This is a genomic window from Psychroserpens sp. Hel_I_66 (genome assembly GCF_000799465.1).
Classification (GTDB): Bacteria; Bacteroidota; Bacteroidia; order Flavobacteriales; family Flavobacteriaceae; genus Psychroserpens.
In genome coordinates this window covers 308,941-329,467 of record NZ_JUGU01000001.1, presented here as the reverse complement: position 1 = coordinate 329,467, position 20,527 = coordinate 308,941, and the positions used below count along the sequence as shown (strand labels likewise).

Annotated in this window: 14 protein-coding genes and 1 other RNA gene; 5 read left to right on the top strand and 10 right to left on the bottom strand. The window is 34.4% G+C overall.

What is annotated here, in order from left to right; all coding sequences use genetic code 11:
• Positions 1-79: 79 nt before the first annotated feature.
• Entirely contained in the window at positions 80-292 is a 213-nt protein-coding gene (locus GQ40_RS01540; protein WP_047545132.1) for a DUF2945 domain-containing protein, read from the bottom strand.
• Between the two features lie 146 nt (positions 293-438).
• Between GQ40_RS01540 and GQ40_RS01535 the strand changes: the two genes are divergently transcribed.
• The 5 genes from GQ40_RS01535 (at position 439) to uxuA (ending at position 4,848) form a co-directional block, all read left to right on the top strand.
• Positions 439-1,215, top strand: coding sequence for a DUF1206 domain-containing protein (locus GQ40_RS01535; RefSeq protein ID WP_047545130.1), 777 nt, complete (start codon positions 439-441; stop codon positions 1,213-1,215).
• 209 nt (positions 1,216-1,424) lie between these two features.
• Positions 1,425-1,820: a transfer-messenger RNA gene (gene ssrA / locus GQ40_RS17360) on the top strand.
• 279 nt (positions 1,821-2,099) lie between these two features.
• Positions 2,100-2,690 carry a CIA30 family protein gene (locus tag GQ40_RS01525; RefSeq protein WP_081990154.1) on the top strand — a complete coding sequence of 197 codons (591 nt, stop codon included), beginning with the start codon at positions 2,100-2,102 and terminating at the stop codon, positions 2,688-2,690.
• Between the two features lie 124 nt (positions 2,691-2,814).
• Positions 2,815-3,642 carry an SDR family oxidoreductase gene (locus GQ40_RS01520; RefSeq protein ID WP_047545128.1) on the top strand — a complete coding sequence of 276 codons (828 nt, stop codon included), beginning with the start codon at positions 2,815-2,817 and terminating at the stop codon, positions 3,640-3,642.
• A gap of 9 nt (positions 3,643-3,651) precedes the next feature.
• A complete protein-coding gene (uxuA, locus tag GQ40_RS01515; RefSeq protein ID WP_047545127.1) occupies positions 3,652-4,848 on the top strand; it encodes a mannonate dehydratase in 1,197 nt (398 codons plus the stop codon).
• Between the two features lie 461 nt (positions 4,849-5,309).
• Here uxuA and GQ40_RS17355 read toward each other — a convergent pair whose 3' ends face one another.
• The 9 genes from GQ40_RS17355 to GQ40_RS01475 form a co-directional block, all read right to left on the bottom strand.
• Positions 5,310-5,477, bottom strand: coding sequence for a T9SS type A sorting domain-containing protein (locus tag GQ40_RS17355; protein WP_081990153.1), 168 nt, complete (start codon positions 5,475-5,477; stop codon positions 5,310-5,312).
• Between the two features lie 55 nt (positions 5,478-5,532).
• Positions 5,533-8,502 carry an Ig-like domain-containing protein gene (locus GQ40_RS01510; RefSeq protein WP_052184107.1) on the bottom strand — a complete coding sequence of 990 codons (2,970 nt, stop codon included), beginning with the start codon at positions 8,500-8,502 and terminating at the stop codon, positions 5,533-5,535.
• A gap of 63 nt (positions 8,503-8,565) precedes the next feature.
• Complete coding sequence (locus tag GQ40_RS01505; protein ID WP_081990152.1) at positions 8,566-9,381, bottom strand: T9SS type A sorting domain-containing protein; 816 nt, start codon at positions 9,379-9,381, stop codon at positions 8,566-8,568.
• A 20-nt stretch (positions 9,382-9,401) separates the two neighbouring features.
• On the bottom strand, positions 9,402-10,901 hold the full coding sequence (locus GQ40_RS01500; protein WP_047545124.1) for a glycoside hydrolase family 30 protein: 1,500 nt from the start codon (positions 10,899-10,901) through the stop codon (positions 9,402-9,404).
• 12 nt (positions 10,902-10,913) lie between these two features.
• Positions 10,914-12,353: a glycoside hydrolase family 30 protein gene (locus tag GQ40_RS01495; protein WP_047545121.1), complete on the bottom strand. Its 1,440-nt coding sequence runs from the start codon at positions 12,351-12,353 to the stop codon at positions 10,914-10,916.
• 24 nt (positions 12,354-12,377) lie between these two features.
• Complete coding sequence (locus tag GQ40_RS01490) at positions 12,378-14,102, bottom strand: SusE domain-containing protein (protein ID WP_047545119.1); 1,725 nt, start codon at positions 14,100-14,102, stop codon at positions 12,378-12,380.
• A gap of 12 nt (positions 14,103-14,114) precedes the next feature.
• Positions 14,115-15,590 (bottom strand): RagB/SusD family nutrient uptake outer membrane protein, encoded by a 1,476-nt coding sequence (locus GQ40_RS01485; RefSeq protein WP_047545117.1) that lies wholly within the window; start codon positions 15,588-15,590, stop codon positions 14,115-14,117.
• 10 nt (positions 15,591-15,600) lie between these two features.
• The gene (locus tag GQ40_RS01480) at positions 15,601-18,552 is read right to left on the bottom strand and encodes a SusC/RagA family TonB-linked outer membrane protein (protein WP_047545115.1); all 2,952 of its coding nucleotides are present in this window, start codon (positions 18,550-18,552) and stop codon (positions 15,601-15,603) included.
• A gap of 265 nt (positions 18,553-18,817) precedes the next feature.
• Positions 18,818-20,449 carry a DUF6377 domain-containing protein gene (locus GQ40_RS01475; protein WP_156115494.1) on the bottom strand — a complete coding sequence of 544 codons (1,632 nt, stop codon included), beginning with the start codon at positions 20,447-20,449 and terminating at the stop codon, positions 18,818-18,820.
• Between the last annotated feature and the right edge of the window lie 78 nt (positions 20,450-20,527).

Sequence of the window (20,527 nt, the reverse complement as noted above, 5' to 3'; positions counted from 1 at the left end):
TCATTTCCGTGAAAACGGAAAACTAGTTTCTTCCTACGAAAATAAGTTGATTTTTAAATCTTAACAAACAATTGGCCATTCAATCTGCGCGCTCTACTTCACTTTCAGATTTTAAAACGTAATCACCATCTTCTTGTTGTATGTAAAGTGCTTTGTCGCCTTCTTCTCCGTTTCTGGTGACCTCGTTTCCTTTGATGGTTTTAGTGACTTTTTTTGTGTAGGTTTCCTGGACTTTTCCTGTTGCTGTCCCTTTTCCCCATTTCCATTTAACTTTTGTGCCTTCCTGTATCATTATCTAAAAAATTTATAGCATTAAAAATAAACATAACGTTGTTAAAAAGAAAAGGATGTCTCTTTTGCGTTACTAAATTTTTTAAAACAGTTAATAAACCTCAACAGTATTACAGATATTAAGGATGTAACCAACATAAAAACAAAATGAGTTCAAAAAAAGAAATGATAGCCCGTTTGGGAATGGGCGCGAAAGGAATTGTGTATTTACTAATTGGTGTACTTACTGCACTCGCTGCTTTTGGACAAGGAGGAAGTAAAAGTGGTAAAGATGGCATTCTAAAATTTTTAGCAGAGCAGTCTTATGGAAAAGTATTGCTCGCTATTTTAGGATTAGGCCTCGTTTGCTATATGTTATACCGACTCTATCAGGCCTTTGCAAACCCAAAGAATCTTGATGATGATGCTAAGGGTTATTTTAAACGTGTGGCTTATGGGGCAAGTGGTGTAGTTTATGGATTTTTTGCATATTCTGCTTTAAAAATGGCATTTGGCGGTTCTTCTGGAGGTTCTGGTTCTAGTTCTAGTTCTAAATTACTTAATTCAGATTATGGTAACATTATCGCTTTTGTGATTGCCATTATATTATTGGGTAAGGCGATATATGAATTATATGTGGCATATTCAGGCAAGTACAAAGAGGATGTGGAGCATGCTGGTATTGATAGTGACGCACAAAGTTTATTAATAAAATCTGGAAAAATGGGTTTTACAGCTAGAGGAATAGTTATTGGTATCATGGCATATTTATTTTTTAAGGCTGGCATGAGCAATTCTAGTGGAGATATTAACAGAACCGATGCTTTTAACTTATTGCAGAACGAATTTGGAACTATAGTATTAGGTATTGTTGCTGTGGGTGTGGCACTTTATGGTGTTTTCATGCTAATAAAATCTAAATATCCAGATACTAACGTTAGATAGGATAAAACATACTCTTTGCGCCATATTTCCAAATATTGATTTTGGTATAACTTTTGTACAATAAATTTTAGTAGTTTTGCACTCCTTTTACTGTTATTACAGTACATTGGGTAAGCGCGTTAAGGATTGAACGGTTTGTTTGAGCTCCTCGTAGAGAGCGAGTAGTGAAAGCCTGACCTGAAAGGTAACGCCAAAATTATCACTAAAATGGGGTCGACTGGTTTTGACAGCGAGACTTATTGAACGGTAAGCACGTCGTGTAATGACTTTGAAACACGTAAAAGGCTAGGTCAACTTTTTAATCGGCGAGAATAACTACGCTTTAGCTGCCTAATCTGAATTATAGTAAGATTAAGCTAGTTCCTACTAGGTAGGAAGGCTAAATGTCTCCAGAAAGCCTTGGTTAATGGCGTTCTTATTAGAGGCATCGAAAATATTGACTTAGATCGTGTGGCGCTTTGACGCACTTTCGAGATTAAAAAGATAAGTGTTGAGTGGGTTGTCTTTTGCCAGCTCAGCATCGAAAAACCAATGAAAGACTAAACGTGTAGAAGGCTCTTTAATAGCTTGTTTGGACGAGAGTTCGATTCTCTCCGACTCCACAATTAACCCTGTAAATGACTTATTTACAGGGTTTTGTATTTTTAAGCGATATTTTACAATAAGCAAATCCATCTCTTTAATTCAAAATTAGCGCACAACTAACCATAAACTATCAAAGTGTAACCAATTAGAGTAAATATAATTTGATTTGAGCTAAATTGCTACGGGATTTTTTATCATCTTCAACCAATATTCTGAAGATTCTAGCGGTTAGTAAATACATTAAATAAGCTGCTCAATTTTTCAATAATTATATCTCTTATTTATAAAATAGTAGTGTGATGAAAACAATAATTTTTATAATTTTAATAACGTCTTGTATGTCCAATCAAAATAAAGCAACAGAAAACCAGAATAATTCTAAAAAAGATCAAACTGAAACAACACTTTACAGTTTTCCTGAACAGGGTAAAGGTAAATGGCGTATACAGGATGATGTCGTTATGGGTGGTAGATCAGATAGCAACCTCAAAATGACAGATGACAGTTATGCACATTTTTCTGGTAAGGTTTCTTTAGAAAATGATGGTGGATTTTGTTCAATTCACCAAACTGTAGAAAAGGATCCTTACATTATCCCTAATAATTCAGAATCTTTCTTATTACGCTTAAAAGGAGATGGCAAAGATTACAACTTTCGCGTTAGAGCGCCAAAGGGTCGTCATTCTTACGCTTATACTTTTCCTACCAAGGGTGACGGTAAATGGGAAACCATCAGTATCCCTTTTAATAAGATGGAGGCAACATATCACGGTGAACCAGTAAACGTACCAAATTATGACGGTGAAGATGTTGTTGAAATGCAGTTATTAATTGGTAATGGTAAAGAAGAAACTTTCGAAATATTTATAGAATTCATAGAGGTTATATAATGTCCAGAATTGGTAATACAGTTGTTCCAAATCCAATAAACCACCTATTCTCCTTGATATTTTAATCAAACTTATTTATTTTGAGGTTGATTTAGACAACAAACTATAAACTAATCAAAATTTAATGGGTAAAACAATAGTAGTAACTGGTGCTGGAGGTGTTTTATGTAGCACTTTAGCAGAAGCATTAGCAAAAGAGGGACACAATATTGCTGTGTTAGATTTAAGAAAAGAAGCAGCCAATCAAGTTGCAGAAAAAATTAATGAAAATGGTGGAAAAGCAATTGGTGTAGCTGCTAACGTTTTGGAAAAAGATTCCTTAATAGAAGCTAAAAAAGAAATCAATTCAGCATTTGGAAAATGTGATATCCTATTAAATGGAGCAGGTGGAAATCATCCATTGGGAACGACCTCTAATCCTTTTTTTGAAATGGTAGATTTAAAAAACACAACAGAAGGATTTAAAACCTTTTTTGACCTAGACCCAAAAGGAATCGAATTCACGTTTAACCTAAATTTTTTGGGAACATTAATACCAACTCAGGTATTCGCAGAAGATATGGTTGGCAGAGACGGTTGCAGTGTTTTGAATATTTCTTCCATGAATGCTTTTACACCTCTAACCAAAATTCCAGCTTATAGCGGTGCAAAAGCTGCTGTATCAAATTTCACACAGTGGCTGGCTGTTCACTTTTCTAAAGTTGGTATTCGAGTTAATGCTCTGGCTCCTGGTTTTTTCTTGACAGATCAAAACCAATCCCTATTAACTAATGACGACGGAAGTCTAACAAAACGCGGACAACAGATTATAGACCAAACACCAATGGGTCGCTACGGTGAACCAGAAGATTTGGTGGGCACGACATTATGGTTGTGTGGAGAAGGTTCGAAATTTGTAACAGGTGTTGTTGTACCAATTGATGGAGGATTTGCTGCTTACAGTGGTGTTTAAATAGAGATTATGAGTTTAAAACTAGAGCAAACATGGAGATGGTATGGTCCAAATGACCCAGTCTCTCTTTTAGATATAAAACAATCTGGAGCAACAGGTGTTGTTTCAGCGTTACACCAAGTTCCAAACGGTCAAGTTTGGACTATTGCCGATATTAAAAAACGTAAATCTGAAATTGAAAGCGTTGGGTTGACGTGGTCTGTTGTAGAAAGCGTACCAATTCACGAAAACATAAAGACAAAATCTGGAGATTATAAAGCCTACATCAAAAATTACAAACAAACACTTTTAAATCTAGGCGAGTGTGGTATTGACATTGTATGCTATAATTTTATGCCAGTTTTAGACTGGACGCGTACCAATCTCGATTATGAAATTGAAGATAAATCGACTGCTCTTCGTTTTGAAGCTGCAGCATTTGCAGCTTTTGAATTATTTCTTCTGAAACGTCCCGGAGCAGAACATGATTACAACCAGAAACAACAGGAAGACGCTAAACTTTTCCTTCAGAATGCTTCCGAAGAAGTACAAAAACAATTAATAAATAATATCATTGCTGGACTACCTGGTGCAGAAGAAGGCTACACACTAAAGGAATTCAACCAAATTCTATCGACCTATAAAGGTATTGGTACTCACGAATTGAAAGCAAATCTATTTTATTTCCTATCGGAAATTATGCCTTCCGCAGAAAAAGCAGGCATTTTGATGTGTATCCATCCAGACGATCCACCTTTTTCAATTCTTGGATTGCCAAGAGTTGTAAGTACAGAACAGGATATTGTAGATTTATACGAGGCAGTTAAGAGCCCAAACAACGGGCTCACATTTTGCACAGGATCTTTTGGAGTAAGAGCCGACAATGATTTGGTGGGCATGGTTGAACGCTTGGGAGATCGTATTCATTTTATTCATTTAAGAGCTACAAAACGGGATGACTATGGCAACTTCCATGAAGCAGATCATCTAGATGGCGACGTCGATATGTTTGGTGTTATGAAAGCATTGATTGAACAACAATTAGAGCGTAAAAAGAATGGAAGAAAAGATTTTCGAATGCCATTTAGACCAGATCATGGCCACAAAATGCTGGATGATCTTAAAAAGAAAACAAATCCGGGATATTCTGGTATTGGACGTTTAAGAGGTCTTGCAGAATTGCGAGGTTTAGAACTGGGAATTAGACGTTCCTTATATAATCATTAGATAAAATATGTCAACAACATTCAAAACGTGATATGTTTCAATCCCAAAAGCAATAAAATTCAATATGGATTCTGCGCCAGTACATTAATCATATTCAACAAAAAAACAAGTTTAGCAGAAGCTAATAAAATAGGACTAAAAATTTTAGGGCTATAAATCAAAGAATAATTAGCCAAGTTATTACTTGAGATATTATTACGACTAGCCAATTGTAAATGGGGATGACGGAGTTAAAAAAATGCAATCTCTGGAACTCCATCCCAGCTCACGTTTAAAATTGCAGTATGTAAACCGGCTGCTATCATTTAAATCTTAGTTCACTTTTTATTGTACCCAAAACCATTCATATTGGATTGACCGCCAAGGAAAAACAATCTGATGGTTTCGGTTTTATTCTGACTAAGAACAAGATACGGAATGATAAGCAAAGCAAATAACAAACTCTTTTTCATAACTTTTAATTACTCTTTAATAATCTTCAAAGTATGAAGTCCTGTTGATGTTTCAATTTCAACCATGTACAAACCTGAATCATAAGTGCTTAAATTCACAGAATTATTGAGCTTTACAGTATTCAACAAACTTCCTGTAAGACTGTAAATACTTATTTGGTTAACTATTTGTGTCAATTATGCCATGATATAAAACATTAAACTTTATATAGATTTTCGCTTTTTTTAGCAACTATTCCTTAATAATTTTAAAAGTTTGAGATCCTAAAGACGTTTCAACTTTAACTACATATAAGCCTGTGGTATAATCTTTAAAGCTTATTTGCTTATTAGAATTTATGGTATTTAGCAAAACGCCTGTAAGACTATACACATTTACTTCTTTTATATTTTCAGCAGTATTTATGTTCAATACATTTTTGACAGGATTGGGATGAATTTGAATAAGATTTCTCTTATCAATATCCATCGCTCCTAAAGTAAAATTTGTAGCATCAACAGTATTTGTGCTTTGAGCAAGATTTGCATAAGGATCATCACCCAAAACTCCCGCTTCGTCTAAAGGCGCATAAAGCTCTAGACTAGATTTTAGCAATGTACCGTTGTGAACCGTTGTGATTTCTTCTGAAGTCATACCTGACCGATAGAACAACCAGTTTTTGTAACTCACATTTGCAGGTGATGAAGAACCGTGAACATTAAACGTATCTGTCTCTAATTGCTCTGCATAAGATCCTACTAAATTAGCATCTCTATATAAAAAAGTTTCTCCTCTTGCATAATAATGTGTAAGCGTTACATTATGCCAAGTATTATCATTAACTGTAATATTATCTGTAATTGTAGCACCAGTAGGTGAAGTGTACTTTAAATATCCATTTGCGTCTATTCCAACAGTTCCATTAGATGTATTATCTGTTGAATAGGCTATAATTTGTCCGTTATTATTTGTTTTAAAATCTAAAGACACTGTAAATGGATGCACTATATTTTCAGGTGTAAACGCTAAACTATTGATGGATGAAGGAGATAAAGAAATCTCTGTGGCATCAGTAAATACCGGTTGTGGTTTGTTGGCTTCTAAAGCATCAAATAACGATGGTACCATAGCATAAAAAAACTCAGTATGACCAGCGTCGTTTGGATGTAAATAATCATCTTCGTAACCTGTGGCCCAATTACCAGTGCCATTATCAACTGCTCCTAAAAGGTTAACACTTGGTAAATCCCATTGGCCAATTAATAAATTCATTTGCTTAATGAAGTTATAATCTGATGCATTATAATCTCCACGTGTATAGTTATTCATGATCACAGGAACTCTACCGTCATCAATTGCCTTCTGAATTAAAATTTGAAGATTAGTCTCAAATTGATCAAAAGCAGACTGTCCGTTTTCATGAACACCCTCGTTTCCTAATGATAACCCATAGACCACGTAGGTACCACAATCTCCAATCAAATCTTTTTCATACCTATTTAAAACTGCAACAGTATTATTTCCGCTTACAGAAATATTAGATCTGTAAAATGGTGAACTTCCATTAGATGCTCTTTGTGATAACAATACATCATATTGGTAAGCATATCCTTCTTGATTTGTGGCTCCAACACCTCTAGCAACAGAAGATCCCATAAATGACACTTTATAATCATCAATATCATCACATTCTACGCTATATGTGTAATCTGATAGATTTAAAGTAATTAGAAAAGTTCCGTAGTTTAAGTCGATATCTTGTAAAAGAATACCAAATTGATTGCCTTGAGATTCTGAAACAACGGATTGTGTTCCTGCAATTTTCTTAATTACATAGCTCCAATTTTGATTTCCTTTAAATATAAATCTAGGGTTAGTATCGCTATTTACAGTAGTCATATCTATAGTTGCAGACCAAATACCATCTCCCTGATATGTTAAAGGTTCATCTCCGCTCCAACTATTAGGGATTGAGCTACCTACGACACTCCAATTTATTGGTAAAATTGAATAGGTATTATCATCTAAGTTAACAGTTATTAAAACTGGTCCACTTTCCGAAGCATCAATTCCAGCTCCATTAATTTGAAGTTCTCCAGTGCTAGATCCAGCTCCATAAATTTGAGCACTTCCATCTTGAGAAGTATAAAAACTGAAATTTCCCGTCTCGTTTAAAGAGGTGTAAATTTCGAAAATAGGAGTTACTGCATTATCTACACCAGTAACCATTTTCATTGGAATTGCTGTGGAAACATTATCTCCATTTTCGGTAGCTGTTCCTGAAAAATACAGTTCGGTAGTTTGGTTTGAAACTGTAATAGTCAAATCGCCAAATATTGAAGGATTATCTACACTTGTAGCTTTTACAGTGACAGTTCCGTTAGATACTGGTGCTAGCAAACCATTACTGTTAATTACTGCAATAGATTCATCATCTACACTCCAAATTACTGATGGATCTGTAGCATTTGCTGGTAATACCTCAGCAGTCATTTGAGATGTTTGTCCGGTTTGGTTAATATCATTACCTGCAACACTAATGGATGCAACATCCACGAAAGTCACATTGCTGTATTCTTCAAACTTTAAGGTGTTAATATAACCAAAACCTCCTTGAGCAATAGACAAACCTATCGTAATCTCGCCACTTGCATTAGGAAGTAAAAGTTGCGTTTCCAATACATTATCTAAATTTCCCGAGCCTCCATCACTAGTTTGAACTGTTGCATTAAATATCTCATCACCAGTAAAAATATAATTTGTTATTCTTGTGCTTCCCGTCGGTCTTGAAGCAAATACATAAAATTTATAAGCGTTATTTACATCTAAACCCGAAAACGTTAATTGCCCAGTATTGTTACCCGATGCACTAGTTTCTAAATAAAAATAATCTTGGGTTGCTGATTGTATGGACAAATCCCCTAGTTGCGAAGCATCTGTTGTTGTTGGACCATAGTTTACAGAGTTATTTACAATAAAACTATCGGTCACTTCCATGGTAAAACCAGAAGCTGCATTTAGAGTATTGACTAAACTTATACTAGTTCCCAAAGTACCAGATGTGGCATTGTTCCAATAATTTCCATTGGAGTCTGGACTTGCTGTTACTGCACCATTTGTTCCACCAGTTGGACCAAAATCTATGGTTGCACTTTGTTCTAAATTTTGTGCGCTAACGCCTAAGCCTATAAATAGGCTGAAAACAAAAAGTATTTTTTTCATGATTTTCTTTTGCTTAATTACAAGTCACTAAATCCTTAAAAATAAAGGAACTAACCATGTAGTTTAGTATACAAGCACTCTTTTTACAACTTGTTGATTGTTATTTAGATCAATCTTTACAAAATAGAGACCATTCGCATTTTCTTTAAAATCTAAATTTGCTTGATTATTATCGATAACGTTATCTGTATTTATTAGCCTTCCATTTAAATCAAAAATCTGAATGTTTGAAATAGAAATATTAGTATTGGCACTTAAAGTAAAAACTCTACTACTCTTATGATAATGTGAATTAATTTCCGATTGAAAATTAAGATCGTCTGTACTTAATGAGCCTGGTAAAACAATTTTAAATTGCTGATTAGGGTTTCCTGTATTAATATCAAACGTTTGAATCTTAGCACCAGAATTTCCACCATCAATATCAAAACATTTTATTGGGTCGTTTGTTGAACCAAAATTACAGCTCGCATCAAAAGCGATTTCAAAAACATAAGTGTCCATTGCATCTGCTGCAGATACTTTAATAAGAACGTATGGATTAGAGGCATCAAACCCAACTTGTACATCCCCAAATTGACCACACCATCCATCTTTTACACCCAAAGTAGAGCCATCTCCAACATTTTGAATCTTATAAACATCTCCACCTTGATGCATAAACGACCAAAGTTGTAAATCATCTGTAGAATTTGGTACTGCCATAATAGCTCTACCAACAATAAGATCTCCCGCAACGGTGTTTATGCTCATTACTTCAGAATGAACATCATTTAAAATTTTATAAGTTCCATCTGCAATAATTTGTGCAAATGACAGTGCACTCATACTCAAAGTTAAGATGAGCATTACTAATTGTTTTGTGTAATTTTTTTTCATAATATTTATTTTTTTTATGATTAATAGATTAATGATTGCATAGCATGAGGAGGGATATTGAGACTAATGGTCTCATTCGCTACTATTAATTTGTAATTGATAGCCTCATCAGTTTTATTCATAACAACAGTTGTGATCTTACCATCCAAATTTTGAAAAGAAGTACTTTCTAGAGTACTCCTGCTCACTGTCGTGCTTATTCGTTTTGCTTTTGGGGTTATAAATTTTGAAAAATGCCCAATGTAGTAATAACTAGGCGTAAAAATCAACTCATTGTTTTTAGTGTCTGCATGAATTGGTGCAAAGCAGAAATTTTGTACATGGTTTGGTCCACCATTTTCGTTTAGAAGAATATTCCAATCTGTCCAACCCACTGTACCACTATTAAAATCGTTGATCATTGAATTACCATAACGCTCTGCATTAGACCATCTTTGGTATTGAGTGGCATCAAATTTCTCTTGGCATCCCTCTGTAAACAATAAGTTTTTCGTCGGAAAAGATTCTTTGATATTTTTTAGATTATCATATTTCGGCTCTCCTCCAGTCCAAGTTTCATACCAATGAAACCCAATACCCCAAGCATACTTTGAAGCTTCTTCATCTTCAAAAATAGTATTGGCTCTATGTGAAATAAGATCACGGTTATGATCCCAAACCACTATATTCTTATCTGACAGTCCGTTTTTTTCAAAAGTTGGTCCCAAATTATTTTTTAGAAAGTCACGCTCATCTTCCGCAGAATAAATACAAGATTCCCAACGTTGTGTAGCCATGGGCTCATTTTGAATGGTCACTCCCCAAACCGGGATTCCCTCATCCTCATAAGCTTTTATAAACTTCACAAAATAGTCTGCCCAGGTTTGATAATATTCTGGCAATAACTTACCGCCTTTAAGCATATGATTATTGGTTTTCATAAACGCTGGAGGACTCCATGGACTTGCATAAAAAACGAGGTCTTCATCAACAAGTTCGATTGCTCTTTTGATTAAAGGAATACGCTTTTCACGATCTTTCTCAATAGAAAAACTTTTTAATTCCTTATCCCCTTCATCGATGTAAGTAAAGCTTCCTAAACCAAAATCACTACTATGGATACTGGTTCTAATAATATTGTAATTAATACCTTCTTCGGAAAAATAAGCCTTCAAAAACTCCTCCTGCTTGTCTGTGCTTAATTGCGAAAAGACCTCAGCAGAAGCATCGGTAATTGCGCCACCTATACCCAGGAATTCTTGGAATTGTTTCTCAGGATTTACAAATACTCCAATCTCTGTTTCTAGAGGTTGTTTAGATTTTGAAAATGTGTACGTCTCATTTTCTAATGATAATTTTTTATCTGTGTCCTGGGCAGTTGTATAAACCTTTACTTCTTTTCCTAAAAACGAGATTTTTTCTTTCTCTGCTTTAGTTTCAGTTTCAACTTCATTTAATGCGACATCATTACTATTCGACTTGGTATTGCACGAGTACAATACAAAAGAAATAGATGATATTATGATATATTTTTTTAACATATATAATTTAAATTACCAAACATAAGTCCCAACAGAACCTGCAGGCAATATTGTTGTGACTGGTTCGGATTGTACGTTAATATTAAAATTCTTTTGCGTATCTGTATTGTTTAATACAATGACAACTATTTGGTCATCTGGAGTTAAAAACGCTACGTTTGGAAGATCAGTAATGTAGTTAGACTCTATTCGTTTAGAATTGGCAGGTACAAATTTTGAAGCTTGTCCCACTATGTAATATGCTGAGTTTTTAGTCACGTTATTTCCATCTATGGTAATTGCTCCCAAACATTCTGTACAACCACCATCTGTATATGGACCATTGTTTGGATTTGCTGCTAAATTCCATTCTAAAACTGTTTTACTCCAATTTCTTGTCGCGCCAATTATTAGCTCCCTAAGATGCCATCTAATATCACTATCAAAATCTCCTGGTGCTTGGATCCATTGCTCTGTGAAATAGATGTTTTTATCTGGATGCGCATTTTTGACTACACTTAGATCGCTAATTTGACCTGCATATAAGTGAAATGCAGATCCATCAATATACTCTCTTGCTGTATCGTCATTAAGTACTGCTATTGGATAATTTGTGTTGTCTGGATTATGATCAAATGCAATGATTTTAGTAGAAATATTAGCACTTGCAAATGCAGGACCAACATGATTGCCAATAAAATCTATTTGCTGAGCTGCATTCATTACCATACTTGGATTGTTGAATGGGTTTTCAGGTTCGTTTTGAACAGTAATCGCATCAATTGTAATACCTTGAGATTGCATCGCTTGGATGTACTTTACAAAGTAATTTGCGTACGTGGAGTAATATTGTGGTTTCAACTCTCCTCCAACAGAACTTTCATTTGTTTTCATCCATAAAGGTGCTGTCCAAGGTGATCCCAAAATTTTGATATTAGGATTGATTTCTAATATTTGATTAAGTACAGGTACTAAATCTGCCATATCTGGGTTGATGGAAAAATTATCCAAGTTTTCATCGGTTTCTCCTGATGGTAAATCATTGTATGTAAATACATTATCATCTAAATCTGAAGCTCCAATACTTATTCTCAAATAAGACGTAGCTATACTGTTTGGCCCATTTCCGAAGAGCTCATTTAGTAAATTGTTTCTATCTATAGAAGACATATTATTAATAAGTTGAGCGCTTCCACCCGTTAAACAGAACCCAAACCCGTCCATTTCTTGATATGTCTGGTTCTCATTTACAGAGATTGTTACATTATTATTTTGAGATAACGGGAATATATTATTAGTCTGTAATTGGATGAGACTTGACTTATCTGCTGTTGTCAAATAGAATTCAACGTCAACATCTGCCTGCTCAGGTGGCAAGTAGTTTGGTGTTTCATCATCATTACAGGATTGCGCTAAACATATAAATAGAGTAACAATTAAAAATTTCATAGTATTGATATTAAGTAGTTTCATTTTTTAAACTCTTATTTAATTTGATTATTGAATAAACTCGTAAGTCCCTGTTTGGTAATCATTTTCTAATATGATCGTAGAGGTATAAGTGCCATCTTCATCAATGTTTAAAAGATTAGATCCACCAGCATTTATAAGGTTTCCTGTTGAAGCACTTGGATCATCACTCCCTAGATCATAATCATAAGGACTAATAAACTTGGTATCAAAGCCCGCATTTAAACTTGTGGTCACTGTAAATGTATTTGGATGTAAATAGGTCATTAATGTTTCTGTACGTTCTTCCCAAACTTGCCAATGGAACAACTTGAAATTGTAATACGTCCAACTCAATTGTGGTACACTAAAATCTATATTAAGCCTTAATGCTCTATCGGTCACTAAAGTGAAGGTATTGGAATTTTCAACCAGCGTTATAGCGTCTGACACACTATCTCCATCTGGTGTTGCGCTATCTGCAAGAATTCCGTTTACAGAATAAGAAATACCTGAACCATCCATTGCACTATTTAGACTATAGGTACTACTTGCTTGCATTGGTAAAAATTCACTGATGCTAAACACATCTCCACTTTTTGAAAATTCCATGACCATTGTTCCATTTTCAAAAAGAAACAACTGCTCTGGAGTTGCTATTGGCTCTACCACTGTATTATCTTCTTCGAATGAAAAGGAATAATTTTCTGCGGAAAGATCTAAAGTCACAACATATAAACCAATTTGGTTATTTGGAATATCCTCTACCATAACACCTTGATTTTCTGCATCACTCTCTAGAACTACCGTATTTGGAGTTCCAACTTCTCGTTTTAGTAAATATGCCCAGTCTCCGTTTGCTCTAAACGCGAATCCGCCAGTTTCTAAAAGATTTATAGATGCACTCCAAATACCGTTACCTTGATAATTTAAAGGTTGGTCTCCTCCCCAACCTCCTAAGACCGGTGTACCTACCATGCTCCAAAAATCAATTTGCAACAACTCGTATGTGTTTGTATCTAGATTTACTCTTATTCTATATTGCCCAGAATTTTCTGCAACAATACCTGATCCAAATAATTCTAAAGCACCATCACTCCCTCCATATTGTAATGCAGGTAAAGAACGTTCGCTGTAAAATTTATAGGTTTCGCCAGCTACAAGACTAGTATACACTTCATGAATATTTGAGTTTGTTCCGTTAGCATCTGTAAGGCGTTTTAAAGCTATAGCTTCAGAGAGTATATTATTATTCTCTGTTGCGGTTCCAGAAATGAAAAGCCTAGGAGCTATTTCATCATTTTCAAAACGAATAACATTCAATCCACCTGTAGATTGAGCAGATTTACTTAAACTATTGGCTCTAACCGCAAATGAGACACTCGCTTCTGCGTTAGCTTGATATCCAGAATACGATAGTAATTGATCAATCGTTTCGTAACTTATAGAAACAGAAGTTTCTGTACCATTATTTGAAGATTCAATAGATAAAATTGGTGTACTAAAATCTGTCGTGCCTAGAGTATCAATCAAAACCTCATAGGTCACTGCATAGCCTGCAGATGATTGCGAAGCTTCCCAGTTGAAAGTAATAGTTTCATTAGGAGTAGTTTCATCTAAAACGATAACATCGTCTGACGTTGGTGCCAAAATGTTTGGCATACTCAGCGTCCATTGTCCTTCTGGTTGAAGGTTATCCTCAGTGTCACAAGACACTAAAGCGATTAATGCAATTACAACTAACGTTGCAATGTGTAAATATTTATTTTTCATAGGAATTATTTTTTATAATGGATTTTGAACTAATGCAGGATTTCTATCCAACTCCTGCTGTGGTATTGGTAAAAGTTTCTTTGCTTCGGTCATGTTATAATTAACTGCATTTCCGTTTCTTAAATCAATTTCTTCTAAGTTGTTCATAGTTGAGACCAACACGTTGTAACGCGCTAGATCATCCCATCTATGGCCTTCTACAAATAATTCTAATCGACGTTCTTTAAGAATGGTATTTCTCAAAGTTTCTTGTGAGTTACTTTGAGCCTCTGTAAGATCAGGCAAATCTGCACGGTCTCTAATTCTATTGACTTCGGAAATTGCAGAACCCAATTGATTGAGTTCATTGAAAGCCTCTGCTTTTAAAAGAACAATGTCTCCATATCGCAATAAATACTGTCGGTCTGAACTTGCAAACCCATCTGCATTTTTCCACTTATAGCTAAACGGTATCGAACTACCTGGATTATTACCCCAAAATTCATCAACCCATTGTACACTTTCAAATAGGATTGAAGCATTTTTTCTTACGGTATCGCCTTCAGCATCAAAAGCATTTACGATATCTACTGATGGTGTCACAAACTTTCTCCAGCTATCGCCACTTATAGATGGTGGCAATAATAATTGTGGCCCATAATTACCTTCGTTACCTCCCAAATATTGCACTTCAATAATCGACTCTGCATTATTGTAGTTATTACCATCAAAAAGCTGACTATACTCAATCAATACATAATTTGCTGCGCTACTCTCCACATCATTTATATGTTGCAACACTGCTGTATAATCTGGGGAAGGTTGTTGTGCATATGCTTTTGCTGCCAATGCATGCGCTGCTCCAGCTGTAGCCCTTGCCTTATTGATGTTTGCATCACTTCCATAAACGTCTGGAAGCAACGTTGCAGCTAGTTCCAAATCTGAAGTAATTTGAGCATACACCTCTTCAATTGAAGATCGAGGTATGTTTACACTTTCTGCTTCTGTTGATGTTACTGGACTTAATATCAAAGGTACGCCTCCCCAAAGTTTAACCAATGTGAAATAATGGTATGATCTTAAAAAATAAGCTTCACCTTTTATTTGTTCTCTTCGCTCATCTGTCAATAGTTGATCTTCAACTAAGTCTACACGGTCCAAAACCAAATTTGCTTTAGAAATAGCATTGTATATATTAGACCAATGTGTAAATAAACGAGAATGTGTTGGCTCAATATCTAAATAATCGATTTGAAATATCTCTGGGTTATCTCCGCCTGCATAGCAATTATCTGATCGTACATCCTGAAATAAAATATTGTCCCAAACATAATACTCTGAAGATTGAAAGGACTCATACGCTCCAACCAATGCAGCTTCAATTTGAGTTGCGCTATCATATGCGTTTGCACTTGTTTCTTCGGAAATTGGCTCTAAATCTAAATAATCATCACACGAAAATGTTACGATTGTTATTAGAAAAAAGATTAAGATTTTTAATGTTTTCATAGCTTTTTTTTTAAAATGTAACGTTTAAACCAAAAATTAAATTTCTAGTTTGAGGATAGGTTCCAAAATCGATTCCCCTAACTGTATTGCTTCCACCAAAGGCGTTTACCTCTGGGTCAAACCCAGAATAATCTGTAATAGTAAAAATATTTTCTCCTGTAGCATAAATTTTAAGATTACTTATGTTTAAAGTTTCCAATACACTTTGCGGTAGGCTATAACTTAAGGTAATTGCTTTCATCCTTAAGTAAGATGCATCTTCTATAAATCTTGTAGATACTCTAGAATTATCACTGTTTCCAAAACTTGCTCTAGGAATATCTGTGATATCTCCTGGTTGTCTCCAACGATTTAAAACGGTTATGGATTGGTTTTTAGGATCAATCATTCCTTCAGTTTCTATGCGTGTTGCGTTTAACAGATCATTTCCTTGTGATCCTTGAAGAAAAACAAAAAGACCAAAACCTTTATAATTGAATGTATTTGTTATTCCGTAGAAAAAATCAGGATTTGCATCTCCTATGATTGTTCTATCATCTTCACTAGGTGTAAAAGTTGAATTTCCATCTCGATCGATGTAAAAGGCATCTCCCGTTGCTGGATCTACACCTCCAAAAATATAACCAAATAAGGATCCTAAAGGCTCTCCTACTCGCACTAGACTAGCTTCACCTCTACCTCCTGCAATACTTCCTCCCAAAAGTTCTGTACCTGCAAGACTGATGACTTCATTTCTATTAAATGAAATATTGAAACCTGTGTTCCAAGAAAAATTATCTTTTTTAAAGTTGACGGTATTTACTGAAAACTCAATTCCTTTATTTTGAAGTTCCCCAATATTTTGAAATGCACTGCTAAAACCTGTCGATGTTGGCAAAGGTGCATCCAGCAACAAATCTGTTGTATTCTTAACGTAGGCATCTGCAGTAAGGCTTACGCGATTATCAAAAATACTAAGATCTAAACCTATATTGGTTTGTTGGGATTCTTCCCATTTTAATTTTAGATTTTCTAAGGATGCTGGGAATGTTCCTGACTGCGCACTAGTACCAAATGGGTAATTTGCACCACTACCAACAAGACCTAAATAGGCGTAATTTCTAATTTGATCATTTCCTACTATTCCCCAACCTGCTCTAAACTTTAAGTCGTTAATAAAAGAATCGTCTGCTATAAAGTTTTCATTTGAAACTCTCCAACCTAAAGAGAACGAAGGGAAATATCCCCAACGATTATTTGGTCCAAATACACTTGAGCCATCTGCTCTAAAATTAGCTGTTAGTAAATACTTGTCGTCATAACTGTAATTCACTCTACTTAAAAAAGAGGAGTTTGCCTTTTCAGATTTACTAGCTGATGAAGAGAAAGGAATACCAGCATTTGGTGTCGTAATTGCTGCACTAGCATAACCTCGTGCTTGTATAGAGCTATTCTCAAAAAGAAACTTTTGATTTACAGATCCTATAAGTGCTTCAACATTATGTTTGCCAAAAACGCTCTTATAGTTTAATGTGTTTTCTACGATATAATAAGAAGTTTTATTTGTATTATTAATACTTTGACCTTCAATAGCAACACCAAATCCCGTTCTAAAGGGATCTAAGAACGAATCGAATATTCCATTATTATTGTCAATACCGTAATTGATTCTATAAGATAGACCTTTTGCGATTTGAGCTTCTACATAAATATTTCCTAAAAAACGCTGACTTCTAAATTCCCTATCCAGACCATCTGTACTTGCCAAAGGATTTTCCCAATTTTGAAATGGGTTACTAGTAAACATACCTGCATCGTTAAAAACACCAATGATTGAAGGAGTGGTTAAAGCTCCTAAAAGCACACCTCCTGAATTCACATTATTATTGTCATTAACATCTACATCTCTATACTCTGTATAAGCAATTCTAGATCCCACTTTAAGCCAATCATTAACTTGTTGATCTATATTTATCTTAAAATTTGTTCTGTTAAGTTCTGCACTTTTTACTGCACCTTCTTGAGATAGATAACCTGCAGATATATAATAGTTTGTTGATTCCGTTCTACCAGATATGGATGTTTGATAGTTTTGAGAAAATCCATTTTGAAAGATTTCATCTTGCCAATCTGTTCGCTCTGTATAGCTATCCCAACCTCCTGGTGGTGTCAAACCTAGTTCTGTCATTAAATCCCTATACTGCTCTCCATTTAATACTGGTAAAGTATTCCACACTTGTGCAAACCCTGTATACATATCCAATGTTACTTTTGGTTTAGATGTTGTACCACGTTTTGTGGTTATCAATACAACACCATTGGCACCTTGTGCTCCATAAATAGCGGTAGATGAAGCATCTTTTAAAATGGTTATGGCATCAATATCAGTAGGGTTAATTGATCTTGTATCTGTAGTAGGAACGCCATCAACAACATATAAAGGCTCACTACCAGCGTTAATAGAATTCGTACCTCTAATTCTTATACTAAATCCTGCTGAAGGCTTTCCTGAATTAGGCACTATCTGCACTCCTGCAGACTGCCCTTGTATTAAAGATCCCACTTGAGTATTTGGTCTTGATTCAAAAGATTCACCGTCTATAGTTGAAACAGATCCCGTAATATCTTTTTTAAGCTGAGAACCATAACCAACTAGCACCACTTCGTCTAGCGCGCTAACGTCTTCTTCTAAGGTAACATCGATTTTTGATTGCCCATTTATGGGTACGTCTTGAGCTATATATCCTAAATAGCTAAATGTTAATATTGAGTCTTCTGAAAAATCAGAGTTAATGGTATATATACCATCAAAATCGGTACTCATTCCTGTTGTTGTACCTTTTACGATCACTGAAACGCCTGGTAAGGGAACTCCATTAACATCTGTTACTTTACCCGACACAGTATTTTGTGCATTTGCTACAATTCCCTGAAATATAAAAATCGAAAGAATTGAAATAAATTTTAGTCCTTTAATGTTCATTGATATTAGCGTTTCATTTTTGGTTAATTAGTATTTCGAAAACGTTGTAGCAATTTACACACATTGAGTGCTCATAACAATACTATTATACAAAAAAGTGGAATTTCAGAATAAATAATATTGCACAACCTACTAATATTCAATTATTTATAAAAAACACTTATAATCAAATAAGTGGATTTTGTTTATGAATAATACACAATAATAGATGGGTATTTTAATGGATAATGGATATTTTGGAAGAAAAAAAATTAATTATGAAATTTTATTGAATACTTTTTATCATATCCTCAAAGATAAGCTTGTCTTTAGAAGCACTTTTTACAGCTGCGCGATAGTTGTAAATTGTATTAACTGAGTATCTTAAAATCTTGGCTATTCTAGAACTGTTTGTAATTCCCAATTTTATAAGTGCCAATATTCTAAGTTCTGTATTAAGTGCACTCGAGTCTTCTAAAATGATTTGTTCGTCAGGTTTTAGTAATTCATTGACGCGTTTTACAAAATCTGGATAGATATGCAAAAAGGAGCTATCAAAATTTTTATTGAATATTTCTAATTCTTCATCTACAAACTGTTTTGATTTTGATAACTCCAGTAATGCATTCATTTGATTTGCATTAACATATTTTCTAACTAGTTTTCTATAGACATCCAATTTTGTGATGTATTCTGAATATAGATTTAAGAATGTGCCAATGTAGTGTTCCTTCACTTTATCAGATTCTGAAAGTTCTTCATAAAGACGTTTTAAATCTTCATTAGATGCATTTAGTTTTAAATTGAATTCATTCAGTTTTTTATTGGCAGATTTTAATTTATTTCTGGCAACTGATAATTTTTTCAACTGCTTAAACACCAAATAAATTGCAATAGTTAAAAATACTGCCAGTACACTTATAAACAATAATGAATTTTGAAGTTTATCCTTTTGCATTTCACTTCTTTCCTCATATGCTTTCGTGATCATGGGTAAACTATTGGCAATATTCACAAAACGAATCTGGGAATTATAATATTGGGCATCATCAAATGAAAAATTTATATAATCATGTGCACGATCAATATCTCCTTCAGCAAACATTATTTTGGCCAAATTACCAATTGAGGCATTATCTTTTACAGAGGCCTCTATATCTGATATAGCAGATAAAATTAAATACTCTTTTTGTTTTTCAGGATTATTTTTGAGTTCATACAATAATGAGCGCTCAAATGTGATTAATGAAAAACCACGAACACCAATTTTTAAATCCTTCAAGCGCTGGGAATTTACTTTTAAAGCCTCATCTAGTTTTCTGGAATCCCTTAACTGTTTTTCCTTTAATCGTAAAGCTTCTTCAGATTTTGCATCCAATCTAGAATATAAAGAATCTTGATAGGCTGCATATAATTTAGAATAGCGAATTTTAGCTCGTTTAACAGTGGTATTATATTCTAAACCAGAATATCCCTCTTTATAAGCTATGTAATAATCGTTCTCCAGGGAAGTTGGAAGAGAATCCCTATTAATCTCGTTTAAAGCATCAATAGACTCTTTATACCTTCCTGAATCTACTAACAACAAACTTAACTCAAGTTTGGTTTTGGTTAAATACAAACTATTGTCGAGTGTTTCGGCAATCTCAATTGCTTTTTCAATATACTCAAGAGCCTTATCAAAACTATAAAATCTATATTCATCAATAATATCACTTAGAATATTATATTTTTCTTGGCTATTTGTTGTAGAAAGTAAAAGCGCTTCGAGATTTTTTATGCGTATTTTTTTTTCTTGATCAAAAACAGCTCTCTTATCCATCTTAAATTCAAGTACACCAATAAGAGAATCCAAACTGGATTGCGCGTGTAAAACACTGCAAACTAATAAAGTTATAAAAAAGAGGATTTTTTTCAAATTCTTCAATTAGTAATAAAATGAAAGTATTGCGATTGGTTAGATGAAGCCAAATTACAAATTAATAGATACAATCTA